This window comes from Streptococcus mitis (assembly GCF_902159415.1).
In the GTDB taxonomy this organism is placed as follows: domain Bacteria; phylum Bacillota; class Bacilli; order Lactobacillales; family Streptococcaceae; genus Streptococcus; species Streptococcus mitis_BG.
Map to the genome: position 1 here is coordinate 1 of NZ_CABGJU010000004.1, position 20,048 is coordinate 20,048.

Below are 20,048 nucleotides of genomic sequence, written 5' to 3' on the forward strand. Positions count from 1 at the left end.
TTTTTTCAACTTCTACTGCAACATACTCATAGTCCGTACGGGATTCGAACCCGTGTTACCGCCGTGAAAAGGCGGTGTCTTAACCCCTTGACCAACGGACCTCGAGCTTTTCAACTCTTTCTATTATACCTACTTTTTCTGCCTTGTCAAGAACTTGAGATAAATTTTTCTTATTTTTTGTTTTTTACAAAGAAAAAAAGCCCACTGTTGTAGGCTTTCTGTATCATATGCCTTAAAATTAAAGCATCTTGTTATAGAATTCAACGACAAGGGCTTCGTTGATTTCTGGGTTGATTTCATCACGTTCTGGCAAACGAGTCAATGAACCTTCCAATTTTTCAGCGTCGAATGATACGAATGCTGGACGTCCAAGAGTTGCTTCTACTGCTTCAAGGATTGCTGGAACTTTCAATGATTTCTCACGAACTGAGATCACTTGACCTGGAGTTACGCGGTATGATGGGATATCAACACGTTTTCCGTCAACAAGGATGTGACCGTGGTTTACGAATTGACGAGCTTGACGACGTGTAGTCGCAAGACCAAGACGGTAAACAACGTTATCCAAACGACGTTCCAAAAGAAGCATGAAGTTAAAACCAAGGATTCCTTCCTTGATCTTAGTAGCTTGTACGAACAAGTTACGGAATTGTTTCTCACCTACTCCGTAAGTGAAACGAAGTTTTTGTTTTTCAGCTAATTGCAAACCGTATTCTGACAATTTAGAACGGTTGTTTGGTCCGTGTTGTCCTGGTACGTAGTTACGGCGTGCCAATTCTTTACCTGTACCTGTAAGTGAAAGGCCCAGGCGACGAGCTTGTTTCCAAGATGGTCCTGTATAACGTGACATGTGAATGTCCTCCTGATATAAATAATATTTCGGTGGAAATAGTCACTTAGAAAGCCCTGATTCGTGCAGATGCCCTTCGCCTAAACAGCCAAGGTTACTTATTATAAGACACCTGTTGACGAGCTTCATGCTTTCCCGCTGATATTTCACACAAACTCTATTCTACCATGAATGGCTGGATTTGTAAAGGGAAATTAAGATTTATTTTCACTAGCAGAAAGGTTGAGAAGGAGGGTAAAGGTGCTTCCTAGGCCGTACTGGCTGGTAACTGTGATTTCTCCACCCAATTGATGGGCCAATTCACGCGCAATCGCAAGACCTAAGCCATGACCACCTGTTTTCATATTGCGCGAAGTCTCGACACGATAAAGGCGTTTGAAAATATTCTTTAAATCCTCTGGGGCAATGCCCTGTCCCTCATCGGTCACACTGATTGAAAGCTGGTTACTCTCCAGCTTAGCCACCACTTCCAGTTTGGTTCCTGGTGCTGAGTATTTAAAAGCATTATTGACCAGATTCACCAAGATACGAGAAAGTTTGGCATGATCTCCTTCAATCCGGGCAGACTCTGGGATTACCTGCAAATGGACATCTCGCTCTTCCTGCTCAATCAAGAACTGAAATTCACTCATGCACTCAATCAAGAGCTGGTCCAGAAAAATACTGTCCTTGCTGGTCGTTTCCACCTGATTTCTAGCTGTATTTAGAGTCAAAAAATTCAACTCTTCAACCAGTTTATTGAGTCTTTCCGTCTGACGCCCAATGGTTGCTAGATAATGGTCCTGTTCTCCTTCCTTGATAACCCCATCCAAAATCCCTTCTACCGTTGCTTGGATCGAAGTGATGGGGGTCTTGATATCATGCGAAAGTTGAGCAATCATCAAGCCCTTTTCTCGTTCGCTTTCTTCCAAGGAATCAAAGGTGGCCTGCAAATCATGGGACATTTCATTGAAAGCTTGGCCTAATTGTTGAAATTCTACAGGGCCTTGAACCTTCAGATTTGAAGGAAAATCCTTGTCCGCTACCCGCTTGGCATGTTCCTTGAGTTTACCCAATGAAGTAAAGACCGGCGATAGGAGAAAGAGACTAATCCCAGCACCGATAAAACTAGCCACGAGAGTCATACCCACTAGGAAATAAATTTCTCTTTCTTCAATTAGCATTCGCTGGATGGCCCAAAAAACCACGATAATCGTTAGGAGTGTTGAAATCACATATCCCACTAAAATATAACTTTTTAACTTCATTAACTACCTCGTGCTTTCTCAATTTTGTAGCCCAAACCCCAAACGGTTTTGATGGTTGGTGTTTCTGCACTGGCATGTTTAGCCAACTCCTGTCGAAGAGCATGAATATGAACATTCAAGGTATTAGAGTCATCCACATAGTCTTCCTGCCAGACCTTTTCATAGAGGTCTGTCTTAGAGAAAACCCGCTCTGGATTGCTGGCTAAAAGCCATAGAAGTTCGAAGGATTTGACGGTCAAATCAAGCGCCACATCTCCGACTTGGACCTCATGGCTACCGTGATTCATCCGTAAATCCCCGAGAGTGACGACTTCTGTCTCACCTCCACGATGAAGGCGATGTAAGATATTGTGGACACGTAAAACCAGTTCACGAGGGCTAAAGGGCTTGGCAATAAAATCATCTGCCCCCAGGCTTAGGCCGTAAATCTTATCCTGCTCACTGGTCTTAGCCGTGATAAAGAGAAAAGGCTGATCTGGAGATTGATACTGAACCTCACTAATCAAATCATAACCATCCATCTGGGGCATCATGATATCTGTAATAATCAAATCAATCGCTTTTCGCTTGAAGATTTCCAAGGCCTCTACTCCATCATGAGCCACCAAAACCTGATATCCTGCCTGAACCAGATAACGTTGGTGAATATCTGTGATTTCTACCTCGTCGTCAACGAGTAAAATGGTCTTTCCCATCTGTCTCTCCTTTGAAAAAAACAGTGCTATACCACAATAGTATAACACTATTTTAATCTCTTTACGAACATTCTAAACGATATCTGGATTTTTCATATCCTAGATAGAAAGTCTGTAACTAGACTAGTCACTTCCCTCTTTTTTAGCTTTCAAACCGAGTCCACCTAGAAGTCCGGCCAAAGCTAATCCAAAGAATCCAAGAGTAGCCATTGATGTTTGGGCTTCACCAGTGTATGGAAGCATGTCTTTTTGGTCTTTCATTTGATCAGCCATCATTGGACTTGATACCTTATTATTAGATGCCATCTTGCCTTCATCAGACATTTTGCTTGAGGCTGCTTGATCTTGTTTCATGCCTGGTGTTGCCATAGGCTGGCTAGCATTCATGATTTTGTCCTGCTCTTTGTTAGGCATCATCTTATCCTGACTAGCAGCTGGCATTTTAGATTTCAAATCATCTTGATTGGCACTAGGCATTTGAGCGTTCATCTTAGACTCATCTCGATGACTATTCATCATTGGAGCCGGAATAGCTGAATCATTAGAAGATGGGACGAAACCTGACTGCATCGGAATCAGAGACTGATGTCCATTCAAGTTCACTGTCAAATCCTTAGTCGCTACGAGATTGCTCAAATCCGCCTTGCCGTCTTTCGCACCGTACACTTTAATAGTAGCTTTATAACTTTGAGTACCATTTTGTTTCAAGAGGTCTAGAAGCTCTTTGTCAGATTTTCCTTGTGTATCTGCCAAGTCTACTTCGTAGAAGTAAAGGCCTTTGCCCAATTTTTCTACTGGTGGAAGAGCAGGATTTTTAGCCGAACCATTGTCTGACCATGGAGCCTTGTCGGATGCTTTCAAGATAAGGCGGGTTAACATACCGTCACCGGCGAAGAACTCGTACGGGATAACTTGATTGACACCAGCTGTAAATGGTCCTGGGAAATTAGCTCTATCCAAGTAAGAAGCTGGGACATCTACTGTGTCTTTAGTATTGTCTGCCACACCTTTTTGAACTTCAGCTGGTGTTGTTAAGCCGTTCAAGTTGACATCCAAATCCTTAGTCGCTACGAGGTTGCTCAAATCGGCCTTGCCGTCCTTCGCACCGTACACTTTGATAGTAGCTTTATAGCTTTGAGTGCCGTTTTGTTTTAAAAGGTCAAGTAGCTCTTTGTCAGATTTGCCTTGGGTACCTGCCAAATCCACTTCATAGAAGTAAAGACCTTTGCCCAATTTCTCTACTGGTGAGAGAGCAGGATTTTTAGCTGAGCCGTTGTCTGACCACGGAGCCTTATCAGATGCTTTCAAGATAAGGCGAGTCAACATGCCGTCCCCAGCGAAGAATTCATATGGAATGACTTGATTGACACCGGCTGTGAACGGACCTGGGTAATTGGCCTTGTCCAAGTAAGTAGCTGGGACGTCCACTGTATCTTTAGTATTGTCAGCCACGCCTTTTTGGACTTCAGCTGGAGTAGTCGCTGGTTGCGCTTCACTAGCTTCACGGTCTTGTCCAGAAACTGTAGACTCAGAACCTTCCACAGGTTTAACTGCATCTTCTGTTTGTTTCTTAGAGTCAGGTTGTGCTTGCACATCTTCTTTTGGTGCTACTACTGGCTCTTTATCAGCATCATCTAATTTTTCTGAAGAGCTTGTAGTATCCACACTTGCTTGAGGTGTTGGAATAGACTGTTCTGAAGAAAGATCTACATCTACTGCTTTATTTAGAACCTCTGATGATAGATTGCCCTTTTCACTTACTGAGGCGTCGTTTGACACGACTTGGGCAGGAGTCGGATTGACGACATCAGCACGTGCAGAACTTGGTTGACCGACTAGGACAAAGAAGCCACTAGCCACAACAACTGAAGCAACACCTACACTGAGGCGGCGAATAGACCAACGAGTATATCTCTGATTTGGATTGAATTTCATAGGATTCTCCTTAGAGTTTTCTTTTTTTGATGACTCTAGTATAATCTCCTAAAATTAAAAAGGATTAAGAAAAAGTTAAAATTTTTCTTAAATCCTTCTTATAAAATACTTATATTGACTCAGTAGTCACTAGAAAAAGAATAGTCATTTCTCTTTTAATCATTGAGGTGTGCTAGATTATCCAAATATTGGTTATTGATTACTGCCATCATATAGCCATCAGCTTTCAATTGATCATTCGGCCCAAATTGAACATCCAAAGGAGCATTTTCATAGTCACGAAAACCAAGAATATTGAGATTGTATTGTCCTCGAAGATCAAGTTGACTTAGACTCTTGCCTGACCACGATTGTGGAATTTTCATCTCGACTATCGAGACATTTTTGTCCAACTGAAAAACATCAACACTGTTATTAAATAAAATAGTCTGCGCCAACGAACGACCCATCTCATATTCTGGGGAAATAACTGAATCCGCACCAATTTTTTCAAGGACTTTTTTTGCTGTATGGCTTTTAACCTTAGCAATAACAGTTGGTACTCCTAGACTCTTGCAATGCATGACTGCAAGCACACTAGACTCTAGATTTTCACCTGTTGCGACAACTACGGTATCGCAGGTATCAATCCCTGCTGAGAGCAAGAGTTCTTCATCTGTGATATCTCCAACAACTCCATGTACCAAGACTGGTTCAAATTGATTGATTCGTTCTTCATGGTCGTCAATGGCGATTATATTTATATCATGCTGAGCGAGAGCGGTGAGCACACTACTCCCAAAAATACCCAAACCTAAAATTCCAATTGTTCGATCTGACATAGCATTTCCTTTCTTATCCTATGGTAATATCAGCTTTCATATAATGAATCATGTCTTTCTTATCTGGTTGATATTCAGCCAAACTGACTAATAGTGTGAGTGGTCCGATGCGTCCTATAAACATCAGTAGCATGATAATGCTAAGAGCTAATTTGCCTAATTCTGGTGTCAGATTGGCAGTTACTCCGACCGTAGCAAGAGCTGAAATTGTCTCGAACATGATGTAGATAAAGCGCGGATTCCCTTCTGCTGTTATTCCTACTAAGATTAAGCCCAATAAAAAAGTTATCAAGAAGATGATGAAAACACTGAAAGATTTCTGGACTGTTCGTGGTTCGATCGTTCTTCGAGCTATATTAGCATGTGGCAAGCCTAAAAGCTCACTGCGTGCAAAGACCAATAAGACAAAGAAGGTTGTGATTTTAAGTCCCCCTGCAGTTCCGCCAGGAGCCCCACCGAGAAACATTTGTAAGATATAAATCAGCAAAGTAACAGGCCGAGCCTGGGTGTAATCAATAGAAGCAAAACCTGCTGTTCTCATGCTAACTGTTTGGAAAAAACTGACTAGCAATTTATCAGGAATGCTGAGATTTCCAATCGTTCCCGGATTGTTCCACTCTATCAAGAGGGTTGAAACTGTTCCAGTAAATAAAATTCCAGCTGTCAAGAAGAGAACCAATTTGGTATGGAAGCGAAGCCGACGTTTTTTCTTCTTTCCTAACTGGGTAGCTAGATCAAACCAGACCATGAAACCTAGACCACCTGTGATGATCAAAGCAGCAAGCACTAGATTAATCAAAGGATCAGTTTGAAAAGCTACTATACTTGTACTTCCAAAATTATCAAAACCAGCATTACAGAAAGCTGAAATAGCTACGAAAATAGAGGTGAAAATTCCTCGGCCCCAACCAAATTCCGGAACAAAACGAAAACTTAACAGGAAGGCTCCGAGTCCTTCAACGATAAAAGTCGTCAAGAAAATCGAACGTATGAAAACCATTAAAGACTGAGTTTCTCCATAACTAAAGCTCTCCAGAATTGTTTCACGGCTACGAAGACTTAGCTTTTGCTTACTTTGAATATAAAAGACCCCTATAAAGGTCATGAGACCCAAACCACCAATCTGGATCAAAAACATACAGATTAACTGACCCCAGATGTTATATGTTGCAGCTACTGGTTGAGTAAAGAGTCCTGTCACACAGACCATGGATACTGCTGTAAAGAGATGATCGAAATAGGTAGCTTGGGAGCTTGTTGCTTGCACAAATGGCAGACTCAAAAGGAGAGAGCCTGCGAAAATAACCAAAGCAAAACTTAAAAAAATTCGACGAGCCGGTGATAAACGCCCCAAGGTCGTGTTTGTTTTTTCCGAAAATGATTTGAATAACATAGTTACATTGTACCATAAAACAGTTAAAGCAGTCACATATGACTAACAATTTCAAGACAGAGTTCTAAGGCCTTATCAAAAGCTTCTGCGCCCCAATCGCGACTATCATAATTTTCTAAATCCGCTAGAGAGTCGGCTGTAAATAGAAGTTGTCCCCAAACAATTCCACTAAGCTGGGCAACTGCTGCAAGAGCTGCACACTCCATCTCCACAACTGCACAGCCTTCTTCCTTACGATAGGCAACTTTTTCAGCTGTTTCTCGGTAAAAACCATCTGTCGACCAGGTCATGACTTCCTCATAAGGAATACCTCTTTGTTCCAAAATTTGCTCAATAGCAGAGACAGCCTCAATCTGCATCTCCATATAACGAGAAGGGGGCGCATAATGGTAACTAGTTCCTTCATCACGCAGGGCTCGAACTGGAACCAGAAAGGCATTTTCTTCTATATTCGCTAACACGCCACAAGTGCCAGTAGAGATGATTTTCTCCACACCGTAGCCGATCAACCAATCCATAAACTGGGCGGCCGAGGCAGAACCGACAGGAGCTTGGGCTAGACACACTTTTTCACCTTTGTGGTCCATGACATAAACCGGGTAGGTCTTAGTGGCAGAAACGAACTCACCAACACAGTCCGCCCCTACTTCCTGAGCATAGCGGTCAATCTCCTCCTCCAAAAATGCATAGATGCACTTCTTTGGTAACTGTAAATCCAAGTCTTCGTGATTTGGCATAATGACTGCCTGAGGATTATCATCAAACTCTAAAATAGGAATGGTGTGCTTTTGAATCATGGTATACCTCCTCTAAATTTGTACTATTATAACAAAAGCAAAACGAAAGTCAAGGCGAGAACCTAAGTCAAATCAGAAAAATATATTTTAAATAGAAAACATCAATTAAATGCTTTTTTCGTCATAATAAAATTGCTATATCTTAGGAATTAGTTTATAATAGATTGAATTTGAAAAAGGGAGAAATCTTATGAAATTCTATTCATATGACTATGTGCTCAGTCAGATTAGTCAACAGAATTGGACCATGATGATTGTGTCGACATTCTTAGTGATTGTGACTGGATTCTTTGCATATAAGGCTTTCAAAGATAAGAAAGGAACCAAGTTCCGTGAATTATCGATCATTTCTATTTTGACTTTAATTGCTTTTGTATTGATTAGCATTACGAATTTCCAAACTAGCCAATCCAGTGATAATCAATTTCGTAGTTCCTTACATTTCATCGAAATTGTATCAAAAGAGTTAGGTGTTGATAAAAAAGATGTTTATGTCAATACTTCAGCTACAACTGATGGAGCTATTATTAAGGTTGGCAACAATTTTTATCGTGCGATTAGCGGGACTGATCAAGATAGCTATTTATTAGAAAAAATGGAACTGTATAAATCAGACGTTGAACTCGTGGAGGTTGAAAAATGATAAGCTTTTTTGCTACAATTGCGATTAAATTAGCCTTGGGGCTACTTTCTCTTGTTTTTGTTATTAACGTAACAGGGAAAGGAAATCTAGCACCAAGTTCTGCAGTAGACCAAATACAGAACTTTGTTCTCGGGGGTATTATCGGCGGGATCATCTACAATAGTTCAATCACCATCATCCAATACATTGTTATCCTCATTATTTGGACTATTCTTATCTTACTCCTTAAATGGTTGAATACCAATGTTTCCTTTTTCAAACACTTAATTGACGGGAAACCAACTATTATCATTAAAAATGGTAAGTTAGATCCTGAAGCCTGTCGCTCAAAAGGTCTTGCAGCTGCAGATGTAGCTCTTAAATTGCGCTCTCAAGGAATCTTCCAACTGAAGGATGTCAAGAGAGCTGTGATTGAGCAAAATGGGCAACTGATTGTCGTAAGAATGGGTGACGAAAATCCTAAGTATCCAATCATCACAGATGGTGTTGTCCAAGTTGAAATCTTAGAAACCATTGGCAAATCCGAGGAGTGGCTAACTGAGAAATTGAAAGAAGAAGGTTTCGAAGAAGTCTCTAATATCTTTATCGCTGAATATGATAAAGGTCAATTGAATGTTGTAACCTATTAATTTCACGTTTTCTGCACCAAAAACACCTTACACTTGTAGGGTGTTTTTCATATTCGAGTAAATTTTTATCAATAAAAGAGGCAAACTAGCATGTATAAGAAATAGATGTGGGTTAGATATAAGATAGAGTAGAAACTTTTGTCTCCTCTTCCTTTTTCTATAACATAAAAATCTCCCTTCTCTTTCGAGAAAGGGGATTTTCTTTTATGGTCGTCTACCAGGGGCACTACCGCCAGGTCCACCATTCCCTTGAGGTCCACCTCCACCAGGCATAGAATTGACAATCTCAGTTTGTTTTTCACCATTGAGATAGATGTCTCCGCCTGTATAAGTCGCTGTTCCATCAAAGTCAAAACCAGTTTGACCAGTCATTTTGATGGTTCCTCCATTAACTGTAATGTTCCCGTTTGAGTCAATTGGATCCGTGTCCCCTTGACCAACTTCAACGGTCAAATTCCCACCATTCATAGTAAAGAAGATTTCACTTTGTTGGGCGTTTTTGTTGGCCGCATTGACACCATCATCTGTTGAGTATATGTTGATGTCTCCGCCGTTGATAGTAATTGACTTCCCTTCTAATCCTTCGGTAGATTTCTTAACGGTATAGGTACCACTATCAATAACTAAATCACCTGATGCATGGATACCATCGTCCCCTGCAGTAACAGTGATGGTATTATCAGAGAGATACATGGTTCCTACAGATGTGTCCTCATCATTGTCAACCTTGACTCCGTCTTCCTTGGCATCGATGGTCATGGTTGTGCCAGTAATGTTGAGTTCATCATTGACATTAAAGGCATCTCCAACTGCTGTTATATAGTAGGTTCCACCTGTGATGTGAAGTGTATCGTTGGCCTTAATACCATTGTTTTTCTTGCCATCTACATTGAGAGTTCCCTTACCATTGATGGTCAAGTCCACTTTAGAGAAGAGGGCTGCATCAGCTTTTTCATCACTATTAGAAGCAGAATCTGATAGGCTATTGCTTGTACCATCTGCTAGAGTTAGGTAAACATGACCAGCTGATGTTGCAGAAATAGCTGCATTGGCATTGGTCATTGTTACACCATTTAGAACGATGTGTACGTCATCTGAACTTCCAGCTTCGATCTTGATTTGAACACCTTCGGATTGACCAGAAATCACATAGGTACCTGACTGAGAGATTGTAACGGTAGATCCTGATACGGCCACTCCGTCACCTGATACCGTCGCCGTTGATCCTGACAAAGTTACAGTTGCTGCTGTCTTTTCATCATAGGAAGTATCATAGTCCTTGTCTGTAAAATAGCTAGTTTTCTTAGCATCTGTAGTGGATGTTGTCGTTGTTGTAGTATTGCTAGCTGTTGTATTTGAAATTGACTGGGTACAAGCTGTCACCAGTGCTAGAGTTGCTATACTCGTTAATAAGAATGTCCATTTTTTTGCTTTCATGCTCGTTTCCTCGTCTTTCTTTTTGCTTGCTCTTAGTCTACGGGACTTTCCTAAAAGAAGCCTAAACTTTTTCTGAAACTTTTCTTAAGTTTAGTTTCAATTAAGTTAAATTTAACAATAGTTTTAGATAAACTCTTTAAAATTTTATACAAGCAAGTTCATCCTTGTTTAAAAATAGTATAAGCTAAGATTAGAGGAGAAAGACTTATGAAACCAATCGAAACAACTTTTAAACGGATTGAAACCAAATATATTGTCTCCAAAGAAATATTAGACAAACTGATTCAAGATTTAAAGGAATATTTAGTAGAAGACGACTATCCAATTTCAACAATATCAAATATCTACTTTGATACGGAAGACTTTGATGTTCTCCTAGATGATGATTTTGGAGATAAGCGAAAAGAAAAGGTACGGATGCGGACCTATCTCAGCCAACCTAAAATAGATAGTCAAGTTTTTTTAGAAATCAAAACAAAGGACCAAGAAGGGGTTGGCCGCAAATACCGACTACTCTCAACTCCTATTTCTATCCTTAACTTTATGACCAAAGGGCACTTGGATTCTAGCATTACTGATACAGTCGTCATTAAAAAAGTGAAAAAACTTCGCAGAGATTACAAGCTAGCCATCAAACCTCGAATGTATATCTACTACGATCGTTATTCATTAAAAGAGAAAAAATACATCGAAGGCTACGACTATAACAAAATTCGTATCACAATTGACAAAAATCTAGTCTATAGAGATGAAAATGTCAGTCTCTTCTCAGGAAATCAAGGGACCCCTCTATTGGATGATAAGACTGTAATTATGGAAATTAAAGCTCCAGGAAACAAGCCCCAGTGGTTGCAGGATATCCTAGACAAGTATGGTTTGATGGAGCAAAAATTTTCAAAATACAGTTGTGCTTACCACAAATCTCAAGGGCTTCCTTATGCACCACGTCCCAGTATAGAAAGCGCAGGTACCGCTTATGCTTAATCTATTTAATTCCATTTTCAACAACGCCACCGCCAGTGCAAATCCCTTCCAACTACTGCTGGCTCTACTTGTCAGTCTAACTCTTGGTTTAGCTCTCACTTGGACCTACAAATATCGGACCCTCTACACCAGAGAATTTGCTATCAGCTTGACTCTGCTTCCCTGCCTCATGACCTTAGTTATTTTTCTAGTCAATGGAAGCTTGGGTACTTCAATCGCTGTAGCCGGAACCTTTAGTTTGATTCGTTTCCGTTCTGCAACTAGTGGTTCAAGAGAACTGATTGCGATTTTCCTTGCCATGATTATCGGTTTAGCTTGTGGAACAGGCTATCTCTTCCTAGCAATTTTGTTCACCCTATTTATCTTAGGTGTTTGGTTCCTTTTGGAACATCAACAGATTAAAACTGACAATCAACGTCGTAGACTTTTGACAATCACGGTAGCCAATCAAGAGGAGGTTCAGGAATCTATCCAAACCACTCTTGACCAATTCTGCTCAGAAGTTGATATGATTACAATCAATAGTAGCAATGCAGGTGAAAATTTAAGCATCGTCTACGAAGTTGAGTTAAAAGCAGATGCCGATGACTTCCAAGTTGCTAGCTATCTGACACGGAACATTGGTAAATGCGATGTGGCTCTAACTAAAAAAGCTAAAAAGAGAAAAAATCTCTAGCAAAAAAGAACAGCATGTTGCTGTTCTTTTAATTTTCTTTGACTGGAATTTTTTTGATGATCCGTGCTGGATTTCCTGCTAAGACAACATTGTCTCCAAAGGACTTGGTAATGACTGCCCCCGCTCCTGCAACAACATTATCACCTAGTGTAACACCTGGAAGGACAATAACACCACCACCCGCCCAGAAGTTCTTGCCAATTGCAATTGGTTTCCCAAATTCTAAACCTGAATTTCGTTCATCTGGATCCAGTGGATGAAGGGGTGTTAAAAATTGGCAGTTAGGACCAATCATAGCATTGTCGCCAATGGTAATAGGACAAACATCTAACATGGTCAGATTCCAATTGGAATAGAAATTTTCTCCCAAATGAATATTGACACCATAATCCACCACCAAACGAGTATTGACATAGAGATTTTTACCAGTTGAACCAAACCATCTTTTGATGATTTCCATACCTTTTACTGGGTCGACCTCTTCATTAAAGGAGGCTTGCTTTTGTCGTGCTGTTTGTGCTAGAGCACGAAGTTCTGGATCGAACGGACGATAGGGTTCTCCCGCAATCATTTTTTGGTATTCACTTTTCATATCTTGAAATCCTTGTTTATTTTACAAGATTGTAGCATAGTTCTATCCTTAAAACAAGCAGCAAAGAGATAAAAAAACTAGTGCATCTATCGATGCACTAGTTTTTAATTAGAAAGTTGACTTTTCCACTACTTTACAGAGTTGATTAGTCTTCTTTCTTTTTACGAGCGATAAGTCCAAATCCACTCAAGACACCTACTAAACCAAGAGCTGCAAGGCTAGCATGATCTTCAGTACCAGTATTTGGCAATTGGTCAGTTACCCAAACTACCTCTTCAGCTACTGGAGCTGGTTTTTCTTGAACTGGTGTTGGCACTGGATCTGGCGTTGGCACTGGATCTGGTGTTGGCACTGGATCTGGTGTTGGCACTGGATCTGGTGTTGGCACTGGATCTGGTGTTGGCACTGGATCTGGTGTTGGCACTGGATCTGGCGTTGGCACTGGAGCTGGCGTTGGCACTGGAGCTGGTGTCACCACTTTCTTGTAAATGTGTTGTGTATTACCATTTTCATCAACAATCGTCTTGACAAATTCATAACCTGGAATATCTTTCTTAGGTTGCTCACCATCTTCTGTTGGGTAACCAGGGATTTCTTTTCCTTCCTCATCAACGTGAGTAGTTACTAATTTTTCATAGACGTGTTGGGTATCACCATTAGGCAATTTCTTAGTTTCAACGAAACGGTAACCTGGAATCTCAGATTTAGGTTGTTCTCCATCCACTGTTGGGTATCCTGGAATTTCTTTACCTTCTTTGTCTACAAATGTAGTCACAGGTGTTACTGTTGGTGTATATGTCGCAGAAGCTTTTGTTCCGTTCATATCTTCACGAACAACTGTCACTGATGGAGCCGTTCCAGTAAATTCTGGTTCTGGTTTAAAGGTTACTGTTCCATCTGGTGCTACCGTATAAGTACCAACTCCTTCAATTGTCTTAGTTGTTGAGCCATCTTCGAATGTTGCTGGAACATTGTCATTCATAGGAACACGACTATCGCCTTCCTTGAAGACTGGTTTACCAGATTGCTCTTGACCTTTTGGACCAATTGTTGTTGCTGGTTCACCTGTAGGAGTTACTGGTGTTACTGTTGGGGTGTACTTAGCTGTTACTGGTGTACCATTCTTATCGACACGTTTAACAGTTACGCCAGTTCCTGTTCCGATGAATGATTTTTCTGGAACGAAAGTAACTGTTCCATCTGGAGCTACTGTGTATGTACCTTCACCTGGAATTGTCTTAGTTGTTGAACCATCTTCGAATGTTGCTGGAACATCATCATCCATTGGTACACTTGGGTTACCTTCTGTAAAGTTAGGTTTACCTGTTTGTTCTTGACCTTGGATATCAGTTGATGTTGCTGGTTCAGCTGTTGGTGTTACTGGTGTTACTGTTGGTGTGTATGTCGCAGAAGCTTTTGTTCCGTTCATATCTTCACGCACAACTGTTACAGCAGGTGCTGTACCAACAAATGATTTTTCTGGGATGAAAGTAACTGTTCCATCTGGTGCTACTGTATAGGTACCAACTCCTTCAACTGTCTTAGTTGTTGAACCATCTTCGAATGTTGCTGGAACATTGTCATTCATAGGAACATTTGGATTGCCTTCTGTGAAGTTTGGCTTACCTGTTTGTGTTGCACCTTGAACATCAGTTGATGTTGCTGGTTCAGCTGTTGGTGTTACTGGTGTGACTGTTGGTGTGTACTTAGCTGTTACTGGTGTACCATTCTTATCGACACGTTTAACAGTTACGCCTGTTCCTTTACCTGTGAATGATTTTTCTGGAACGAAAGTAACTGTTCCATCTGGTGCTACTGTGTATGTACCTTCACCTGGAATTGTCTTAGTTGTTGAACCATCTTCGAATGTTGCTGGCGTATCATCATCCATTGGTACACTTGGATTACCTTCTGTAAAGTTAGGTTTACCTGTTTGTGTTTTACCTTGGATATCAGTAGATGTTGTTGGATCAGCTGTTGGAACAACTGGAGTAATCTTAGGTGTGTATGTTGTTTCAGCTGGAGTGCCGTTGGCATCCTTAGCTTGAACTTTAACTGGAACTACATCACCTGAGTATGACTTATCAGTTGGTGTAAAGGTTACAACACCTGTTTCTTTATCAACTGTGAAAGTACCAATAACTTCACCACTTGGAGATTTAGCATCTACAGAAGCAGCCGGTTGACCATTTTCGTCAAGAAGAGTAATCGTATCCTTGTCGATTGGTGCAACTGGGTCACCTTCTGTGAAGGTTACAGTACCAGTTTGAACCACACCTTGAGGTGCAACTGATTCAGCTGGTGTTGCAGTTGGTGTTACTGGAGTTACAGTTGGTGTGTACTTAGCTGTTACTGGTGTACCGTTCTTATCCACACGTTTAACAGTTACGCCTGTTCCTTTACCTGTGAATGATTTTTCTGGGACAAATGTTACTGTTCCATCTGGTGCTACTGTGTATGTACCTTCACCTGGAATTGTCTTAGTTGTTGAACCATCTTCGAATGTTGCTGGAACATCATCATCCATTGGTACGCTTGGGTTACCTTCTGTAAAGTTAGGTTTACCTGTTTGTTCTTGACCTTGTTTGTCAGTTGATGTTGCATCTTCAGCTGTTGGTGTCACTGGCGTTACAGTTGGTGTGTATGTCGCAGAGGCTTTTGTTCCATTCTTATCTTCGCGGACAACTGTTACTGCTGGGGCAGTTCCAACGAATGATTTTTCTGGAACGAATGTTACTGTTCCATCTGGTGCTACTGTGTATGTACCAACTCCTTCTACTGTCTTAGTTGTTGATCCATCGTCAAATGTTGCTGGAACATCTTCGTTGATTGGAACACGGCTATCACCCTCAGTAAATTCAGGTTTACCTGTTTGGGTTGCACCTTGAATATCTTTTGTTTCTGCTGGTGTTGCAGTTGGTTTAACAGGAGTTACTGTTGGTGTGTATGTCGCAGAAGCTTTTGTTCCGTTCTTATCTTCACGGACAACTGTCACTGCTGGGGCAGTTCCAACGAATGATTTTTCTGGAACGAATGTTACTGTTCCATCTGGCGCTACTGTGTATGTACCAACTCCTTCTACTGTCTTAGTTGTTGATCCATCATCAAACGTTGCTGGAACATCTTCGTTGATTGGAACAGTCTTTTCAACACCGTTAACTTCAACTGTACCACCCTTGAATTCAGGCTTACCTGTTTGAGTTGCACCTTGAATATCTGTTGTTTCTGCTGGTGTTGCGGTTGGGGTTACTCCTACAACTGTTGGTGTGTATGTCGCAGAAGCTTTTGTTCCGTTCTTATCTTCGCGGACAACTGTTACCGCTGGGGCAGTTCCTACAAAGTTTGGTTCTGGAACGAATGTTACTGTACCATCTGCTGCAACTGTAAATTTACCAACACCTTCAACAGTCTTAGTTGTTGATCCATCGTCAAATGTTGCTGGAACATCTTCGTTGATTTCAACAGTCTTCTCAACACCGTTAACTTCAACTGTACCACCCTTGAATTCAGGTTTACCTGTTTGAGTAGCACCTTGGATGTCTTTTGTTTCTGCTGGTGTTGCGGTTGGGGTTACTCCTACAACTGTTGGTGTGTATGTCGCAGAAGCTTTTGTTCCGTTCTTATCTTCGCGGACAACTGTTACCGCTGGGGCAGTTCCTACAAAGTTTGGTTCTGGAACGAATGTTACTGTTCCATCTGCTGCAACTGTAAATTTACCAACACCTTCAACAGTCTTAGTTGTTGATCCATCGTCAAATGTTGCTGGAACATCTTCGTTGATTGGAACAGTCTTCTCAACACCGTTAACTTCAACTGTACCACCCTTGAATTCAGGTTTACCTGTTTGAGTAGCACCTTGGATGTCTTTTGTTTCTGCTGGTGTTGCGGTTGGGGTTACTCCTACTACAGTTGGTGTGTATGTCGCAGAAGCTTTTGTTCCGTTCTTATCTTCACGGACAACTGTCACTGCTGGTGCAGTTCCTACAAAGTTTGATTCTGGAACGAATGTTACTGTTCCATCTGCTGCAACTGTAAATTTACCAACACCTTCAACAGTCTTAGTTGTTGATCCATCGTCAAATGTTGCTGGAACATCTTCGTTGATTGGAACAGTCTTCTCAACACCGTTAACTTCAACTGTACCACCCTTGAATTCAGGTTTACCTGTTTGAGTAGCACCTTGGATGTCTTTTGTTTCTGCTGGTGTTGCGGTTGGGGTTACTCCTACAACAGTTGGGGTGTACTTAGCTGTAGCAGTCTTAACGTATTCCTCTTGAATCTTACCATCTTTATTGCGTCCAACTGGCGCTGACAATGTAACTTCCACACCTTTGGCTGTACCAGTAAAGCTTGGTTCTGGAGTGAAGGTTACTTCACCAGTTGTAGGATTAATAGTGTAAGTCCCTTCTCCTGCTACTGTTACAGATGGCTCATCAGTCGTGCGACCTGTAGCTGGATCTACCAACTTAGCCGGGTATTCTGCACTTGGAGTGATTGCAATCTTATCACCATTTAAGTTAGTAGCTGTTGTATTAAAGGTAGGTGTTTCTTTTTGAGTTGCACCTTGAATATCTTTAGAAGTCTTGTCAACTCCTTCAATGTCAATCGGTGTTACAGTTGGAACATATTGACCATCCATGGTATTCAACTGACCATCAATATTTGGTTCTTGGTCTGGGAATTTGGTTGACCAGCCAGTATCATGACCATTATTGTCTGAACGACGGATAGAGATACCATCAGCTGTTCCAAGGAAGTTATCTTCTGGGATAAACTCAACGTCTACATCTTTACCCTTAGCAGTAATCTTGTACTTACCTTGTCCTGGAACGACGTAGTAACCATCTGCATCAAGCGTTGCACGGTTGCCATCTTTGTCAACGATGTATGGTGCTACTGTTTCATCGATGACTGCCTGAGAGTTGCGTTCATACTTGTGTTCACCACGAGCTGTAAAGGTTACTGTTGCTGTTTGTTTAGTAGCTTGAGGACCAGAAGTTTCCTTAAATTCCCCTTTTGGTGGGTGGGTGATTTGAGTCTTGAAGTCTTCTACTTCCCCTGAGAAGGCCATGCCAGTTGGGCTTTCGATCTCGTTCGCTTTCTTAGCAATACGAACACGAGCACCTAACTCTTTAACGCTTGGGTCGACGTAAGTCTTGCTGTTTGCAAAGGTCAACTCAACAGTGCCATCTTTAGTGATTGTAGCGAGATTTGAGCGTTCATCCTCATCGAATTTTCCATTTTGGTTAAAGTCTACCCAACCATAGATATGTGCTTCTGAAGCTCCGTCCGTATGAGCTTGAACTGACATCTTGTAGTTACCTGGGCGTGTACGATCCATCTTGATCATCTCATTGGTTGTCCCTTTGAGTTCATCTGGAAGCAATTGATCAATTCCTTCATCGGCCGTAGTTGCCTTATCATCACCGGACCAGTCAAGAGTCGTGTTCTCATCCATATCTGGGCTAACGCTACCAAGATACGGTTGATTTACTTTAGCTCCAGTAACACCGTCAACAGTTGCAATAGTATGGACTGCTTTACCATATGACTCAGGAGCATCCCCTTCATCAAGTGGGAAGAATCCTAGCATGGCAGACTGTTTACCACCTGTAGCGATATAAAGCCCAACTTCAGATGCTCCACGTGTCATCACGAGTGGAACTGCATTATTTCCTGCTGAAATATTTGGACCAAAGACACCTGTCCCTAATCCACCGGTCACTTGATCTGGATTCCCAAAGTATTTCCAGGCTACTGGCTTCTTATCTGGGCCAACTTCAGTAGAGTTACGAAGTTGATTGAGGTTTGTCGACGAGTATGAAATTCCATTAATATTAGTTGTAGGTGTTTTTCCGAAGAGATTGTTTGTATCCTGTGGAGTATAAGTTATTGTATTTTGTCTGTTTATCTTTTTCCATTCCCCAATATGTTGCCAACCTTGTCCGTTGGTAGTGAACATAACAAATTCACCAGGGTTAGCAGACTCGCCATCAGCCATGACAACAGCTGGCTTAACTGTCTTGCCACGGAAGGTTGCAGAGATTTCAAACTGAACTCCAATATTTCCACCATTCATAGCTGAACTCATGGTAGTCTTCTTGGTTTTCGTATCAACATTTTCAAGTTTAATTTCAGTCCAATTGTTTTGAGCATCAGCGACAACGTCGGCTTCCATGCCATCGTTAAAAGCTTTTTTTGCCCCTCTTGAAGTAACACCACTTACATAGCCATTTTTTGCATTTGGATCATAGGTTGCTTTTTCAGCTTCTGTAGCCCCTTGCTCTTCCATCCGTTTTTTATAGATTTCAGTTGCTTGGAAAGGCTTCAAGGATTTAACTTTTACAGTAACTACATAGCCAGGCATGATTTCCTTGGTATAAGTAGCGCCAACTTGAAGAGCTAATTTTTCTTCTAAATCTTTATCAGGAAATTGGTCATTTTTAGGAACGAGGACTGTTTTTGCTCCCTTCCAGTTAGCAACATCTCCAAAGTCCAACCAGGTAATCTGGCTAGTCATAGATTTGGCATCAATATCTGTTGTAAAGCCAGGTTTTTCAACTTTTGGAGTTGAAGTTGCGTCTTCAACGTCATCCGCAATCAAGTTTGGATCATTAGGATCACCAAGAGCACGACGAGTACGACGTTTCCCAGTTTTTTCTGCTGGAACTGTTGCAGCTTTCTCTTCTTTTGCTGGTGCCTCTACGCCTGCAGCGATAACTTCTTCTTTCTTATCTGCTTGAGCTGGTGCAGGTGCCACAACTGGAGTTTTTTCTTCAACAGGAGCTGTTGTGGTTGGAGCTGTTTCTGTAGGAGTTACAGGAGCTTCCGCTTTATCAGTTGTCGCTGGAGTTGTTTTTTCTGCAGGAACTACAGGAGCTGCATCTGCTTGATAAGTAGTTTCAGGTGCTTTTTCTTCAACAGTTGGAAGATTAGCTGGACTTTCTACCTCTGTAGTCGCAGCAACTCCCTCAACTTTTTTATCCTCTACAGCTTCATCCGCACTAACATTTGCAGCTGTACCGAGCATAACTAAAGTTCCGAGAAGGACCGAGCAAACTCCGACGTTTAGTTTACGAATCGAAAATCGACTGATACGATCGTTAAACAAATCATTTTTCACGATATTACCTCCAATATCCAGTTTAATATTGTATATGTTGTTATATTTTATGCGGTGTTTTTCATGAATACACAAACAACCATTTTACATTTTAGCATTCATATAACTAAAACTCAACGAATTATGCTTACTATTTTTAAAAAGAATATATATACTTCGAATAGTCAAAATATTATTGTTTTTTGCATATTTCACGCAATTTTATGCAATGCTTTTACCCGGAAAA

Annotated in this window: 14 protein-coding genes and 1 tRNA gene; 4 read left to right on the plus strand and 11 right to left on the minus strand. The window is 41.2% G+C overall.

Annotated elements, in window-relative coordinates; translation table 11 throughout:
- Positions 1 to 29: 29 nt before the first annotated feature.
- From FN031_RS08375 to FN031_RS08410, 8 genes are all read right to left on the minus strand, one after another.
- A tRNA-Glu gene (locus tag FN031_RS08375) sits at positions 30 to 101 on the minus strand.
- Positions 102 to 238: 137 nt separating this feature from the next.
- Positions 239 to 850: a 30S ribosomal protein S4 gene (gene rpsD, locus FN031_RS08380; RefSeq protein ID WP_008810013.1), complete on the minus strand. Its 612-nt coding sequence runs from the start codon at positions 848 to 850 to the stop codon at positions 239 to 241.
- A 194-nt stretch (positions 851 to 1,044) separates the two neighbouring features.
- The gene (locus FN031_RS08385) at positions 1,045 to 2,097 is read right to left on the minus strand and encodes a sensor histidine kinase (RefSeq protein WP_142559296.1); all 1,053 of its coding nucleotides are present in this window, start codon (positions 2,095 to 2,097) and stop codon (positions 1,045 to 1,047) included.
- A complete protein-coding gene (locus FN031_RS08390) occupies positions 2,097 to 2,792 on the minus strand; it encodes a response regulator transcription factor (protein WP_142559299.1) in 696 nt (231 codons plus the stop codon). The genes FN031_RS08385 and FN031_RS08390 overlap by 1 nt, the downstream gene beginning before the upstream one ends.
- Positions 2,793 to 2,915: 123 nt before the next feature.
- A complete protein-coding gene (locus FN031_RS08395; protein WP_142559301.1) occupies positions 2,916 to 4,727 on the minus strand; it encodes an SSURE domain-containing protein in 1,812 nt (603 codons plus the stop codon).
- Positions 4,728 to 4,882: 155 nt separating this feature from the next.
- Positions 4,883 to 5,548, minus strand: coding sequence for a potassium channel family protein (locus FN031_RS08400; protein WP_142559303.1), 666 nt, complete (start codon positions 5,546 to 5,548; stop codon positions 4,883 to 4,885).
- Between the two features lie 13 nt (positions 5,549 to 5,561).
- The gene (locus FN031_RS08405; RefSeq protein WP_142559305.1) at positions 5,562 to 6,941 is read right to left on the minus strand and encodes a TrkH family potassium uptake protein; all 1,380 of its coding nucleotides are present in this window, start codon (positions 6,939 to 6,941) and stop codon (positions 5,562 to 5,564) included.
- Between the two features lie 32 nt (positions 6,942 to 6,973).
- Complete coding sequence (locus tag FN031_RS08410) at positions 6,974 to 7,738, minus strand: nucleoside phosphorylase (protein WP_142559307.1); 765 nt, start codon at positions 7,736 to 7,738, stop codon at positions 6,974 to 6,976.
- Positions 7,739 to 7,928: 190 nt separating this feature from the next.
- Between FN031_RS08410 and FN031_RS08415 the strand changes: the two genes are divergently transcribed.
- A complete protein-coding gene (locus FN031_RS08415) occupies positions 7,929 to 8,381 on the plus strand; it encodes a DUF3290 family protein (RefSeq protein ID WP_142559309.1) in 453 nt (150 codons plus the stop codon).
- A complete protein-coding gene (locus tag FN031_RS08420) occupies positions 8,378 to 9,010 on the plus strand; it encodes a DUF421 domain-containing protein (RefSeq protein ID WP_142559311.1) in 633 nt (210 codons plus the stop codon). Before FN031_RS08415 ends, FN031_RS08420 begins: the two co-directional genes overlap by 4 nt.
- Positions 9,011 to 9,214: 204 nt before the next feature.
- Here the strand turns inward: FN031_RS08420 and FN031_RS08430 are convergent, their stop codons facing one another.
- Entirely contained in the window at positions 9,215 to 10,447 is a 1,233-nt protein-coding gene (locus tag FN031_RS08430; RefSeq protein ID WP_142559316.1) for a carbohydrate-binding domain-containing protein, read from the minus strand.
- Between the two features lie 207 nt (positions 10,448 to 10,654).
- Here FN031_RS08430 and FN031_RS08435 point away from each other — a divergent pair, with 207 nt between their 5' ends.
- Both FN031_RS08435 and FN031_RS08440 read left to right on the plus strand, forming a co-directional pair.
- The gene (locus tag FN031_RS08435) at positions 10,655 to 11,431 is read left to right on the plus strand and encodes a polyphosphate polymerase domain-containing protein (RefSeq protein ID WP_142559318.1); all 777 of its coding nucleotides are present in this window, start codon (positions 10,655 to 10,657) and stop codon (positions 11,429 to 11,431) included.
- Positions 11,424 to 12,107 carry a DUF4956 domain-containing protein gene (locus FN031_RS08440; protein WP_142559320.1) on the plus strand — a complete coding sequence of 228 codons (684 nt, stop codon included), beginning with the start codon at positions 11,424 to 11,426 and terminating at the stop codon, positions 12,105 to 12,107. The genes FN031_RS08435 and FN031_RS08440 overlap by 8 nt, the downstream gene beginning before the upstream one ends.
- Before the next feature lie 28 nt (positions 12,108 to 12,135).
- Here the strand turns inward: FN031_RS08440 and FN031_RS08445 are convergent, their stop codons facing one another.
- Positions 12,136 to 12,699 (minus strand): sugar O-acetyltransferase, encoded by a 564-nt coding sequence (locus FN031_RS08445; RefSeq protein WP_142559322.1) that lies wholly within the window; start codon positions 12,697 to 12,699, stop codon positions 12,136 to 12,138.
- Between the two features lie 145 nt (positions 12,700 to 12,844).
- Complete coding sequence (locus FN031_RS08450; protein ID WP_142559324.1) at positions 12,845 to 19,822, minus strand: CshA/CshB family fibrillar adhesin-related protein; 6,978 nt, start codon at positions 19,820 to 19,822, stop codon at positions 12,845 to 12,847.
- Positions 19,823 to 20,048 lie beyond the last annotated feature (226 nt).

Excerpts from the sequence above, each read along its gene's own strand:
- rpsD (WP_008810013.1), bottom strand. The coding sequence starts at position 850 with ATGTCACGTTATACAGGACCATCTTGGAAACAAGCTCGTCGCCTGGGC.
- FN031_RS08385 (WP_142559296.1), bottom strand. The coding sequence starts at position 2,097 with ATGAAGTTAAAAAGTTATATTTTAGTGGGATATGTGATTTCAACACTC.
- FN031_RS08390 (WP_142559299.1), bottom strand. The coding sequence starts at position 2,792 with ATGGGAAAGACCATTTTACTCGTTGACGACGAGGTAGAAATCACAGAT.
- FN031_RS08395 (WP_142559301.1), bottom strand. The coding sequence starts at position 4,727 with ATGAAATTCAATCCAAATCAGAGATATACTCGTTGGTCTATTCGCCGC.
- FN031_RS08400 (WP_142559303.1), bottom strand. The coding sequence starts at position 5,548 with ATGTCAGATCGAACAATTGGAATTTTAGGTTTGGGTATTTTTGGGAGT.
- FN031_RS08405 (WP_142559305.1), bottom strand. The coding sequence starts at position 6,941 with ATGTTATTCAAATCATTTTCGGAAAAAACAAACACGACCTTGGGGCGT.
- FN031_RS08410 (WP_142559307.1), bottom strand. The coding sequence starts at position 7,738 with ATGATTCAAAAGCACACCATTCCTATTTTAGAGTTTGATGATAATCCT.
- FN031_RS08415 (WP_142559309.1), top strand. The coding sequence starts at position 7,929 with ATGAAATTCTATTCATATGACTATGTGCTCAGTCAGATTAGTCAACAG.
- FN031_RS08420 (WP_142559311.1), top strand. The coding sequence starts at position 8,378 with ATGATAAGCTTTTTTGCTACAATTGCGATTAAATTAGCCTTGGGGCTA.
- FN031_RS08430 (WP_142559316.1), bottom strand. The coding sequence starts at position 10,447 with ATGAAAGCAAAAAAATGGACATTCTTATTAACGAGTATAGCAACTCTA.
- FN031_RS08435 (WP_142559318.1), top strand. The coding sequence starts at position 10,655 with ATGAAACCAATCGAAACAACTTTTAAACGGATTGAAACCAAATATATT.
- FN031_RS08440 (WP_142559320.1), top strand. The coding sequence starts at position 11,424 with ATGCTTAATCTATTTAATTCCATTTTCAACAACGCCACCGCCAGTGCA.
- FN031_RS08445 (WP_142559322.1), bottom strand. The coding sequence starts at position 12,699 with ATGAAAAGTGAATACCAAAAAATGATTGCGGGAGAACCCTATCGTCCG.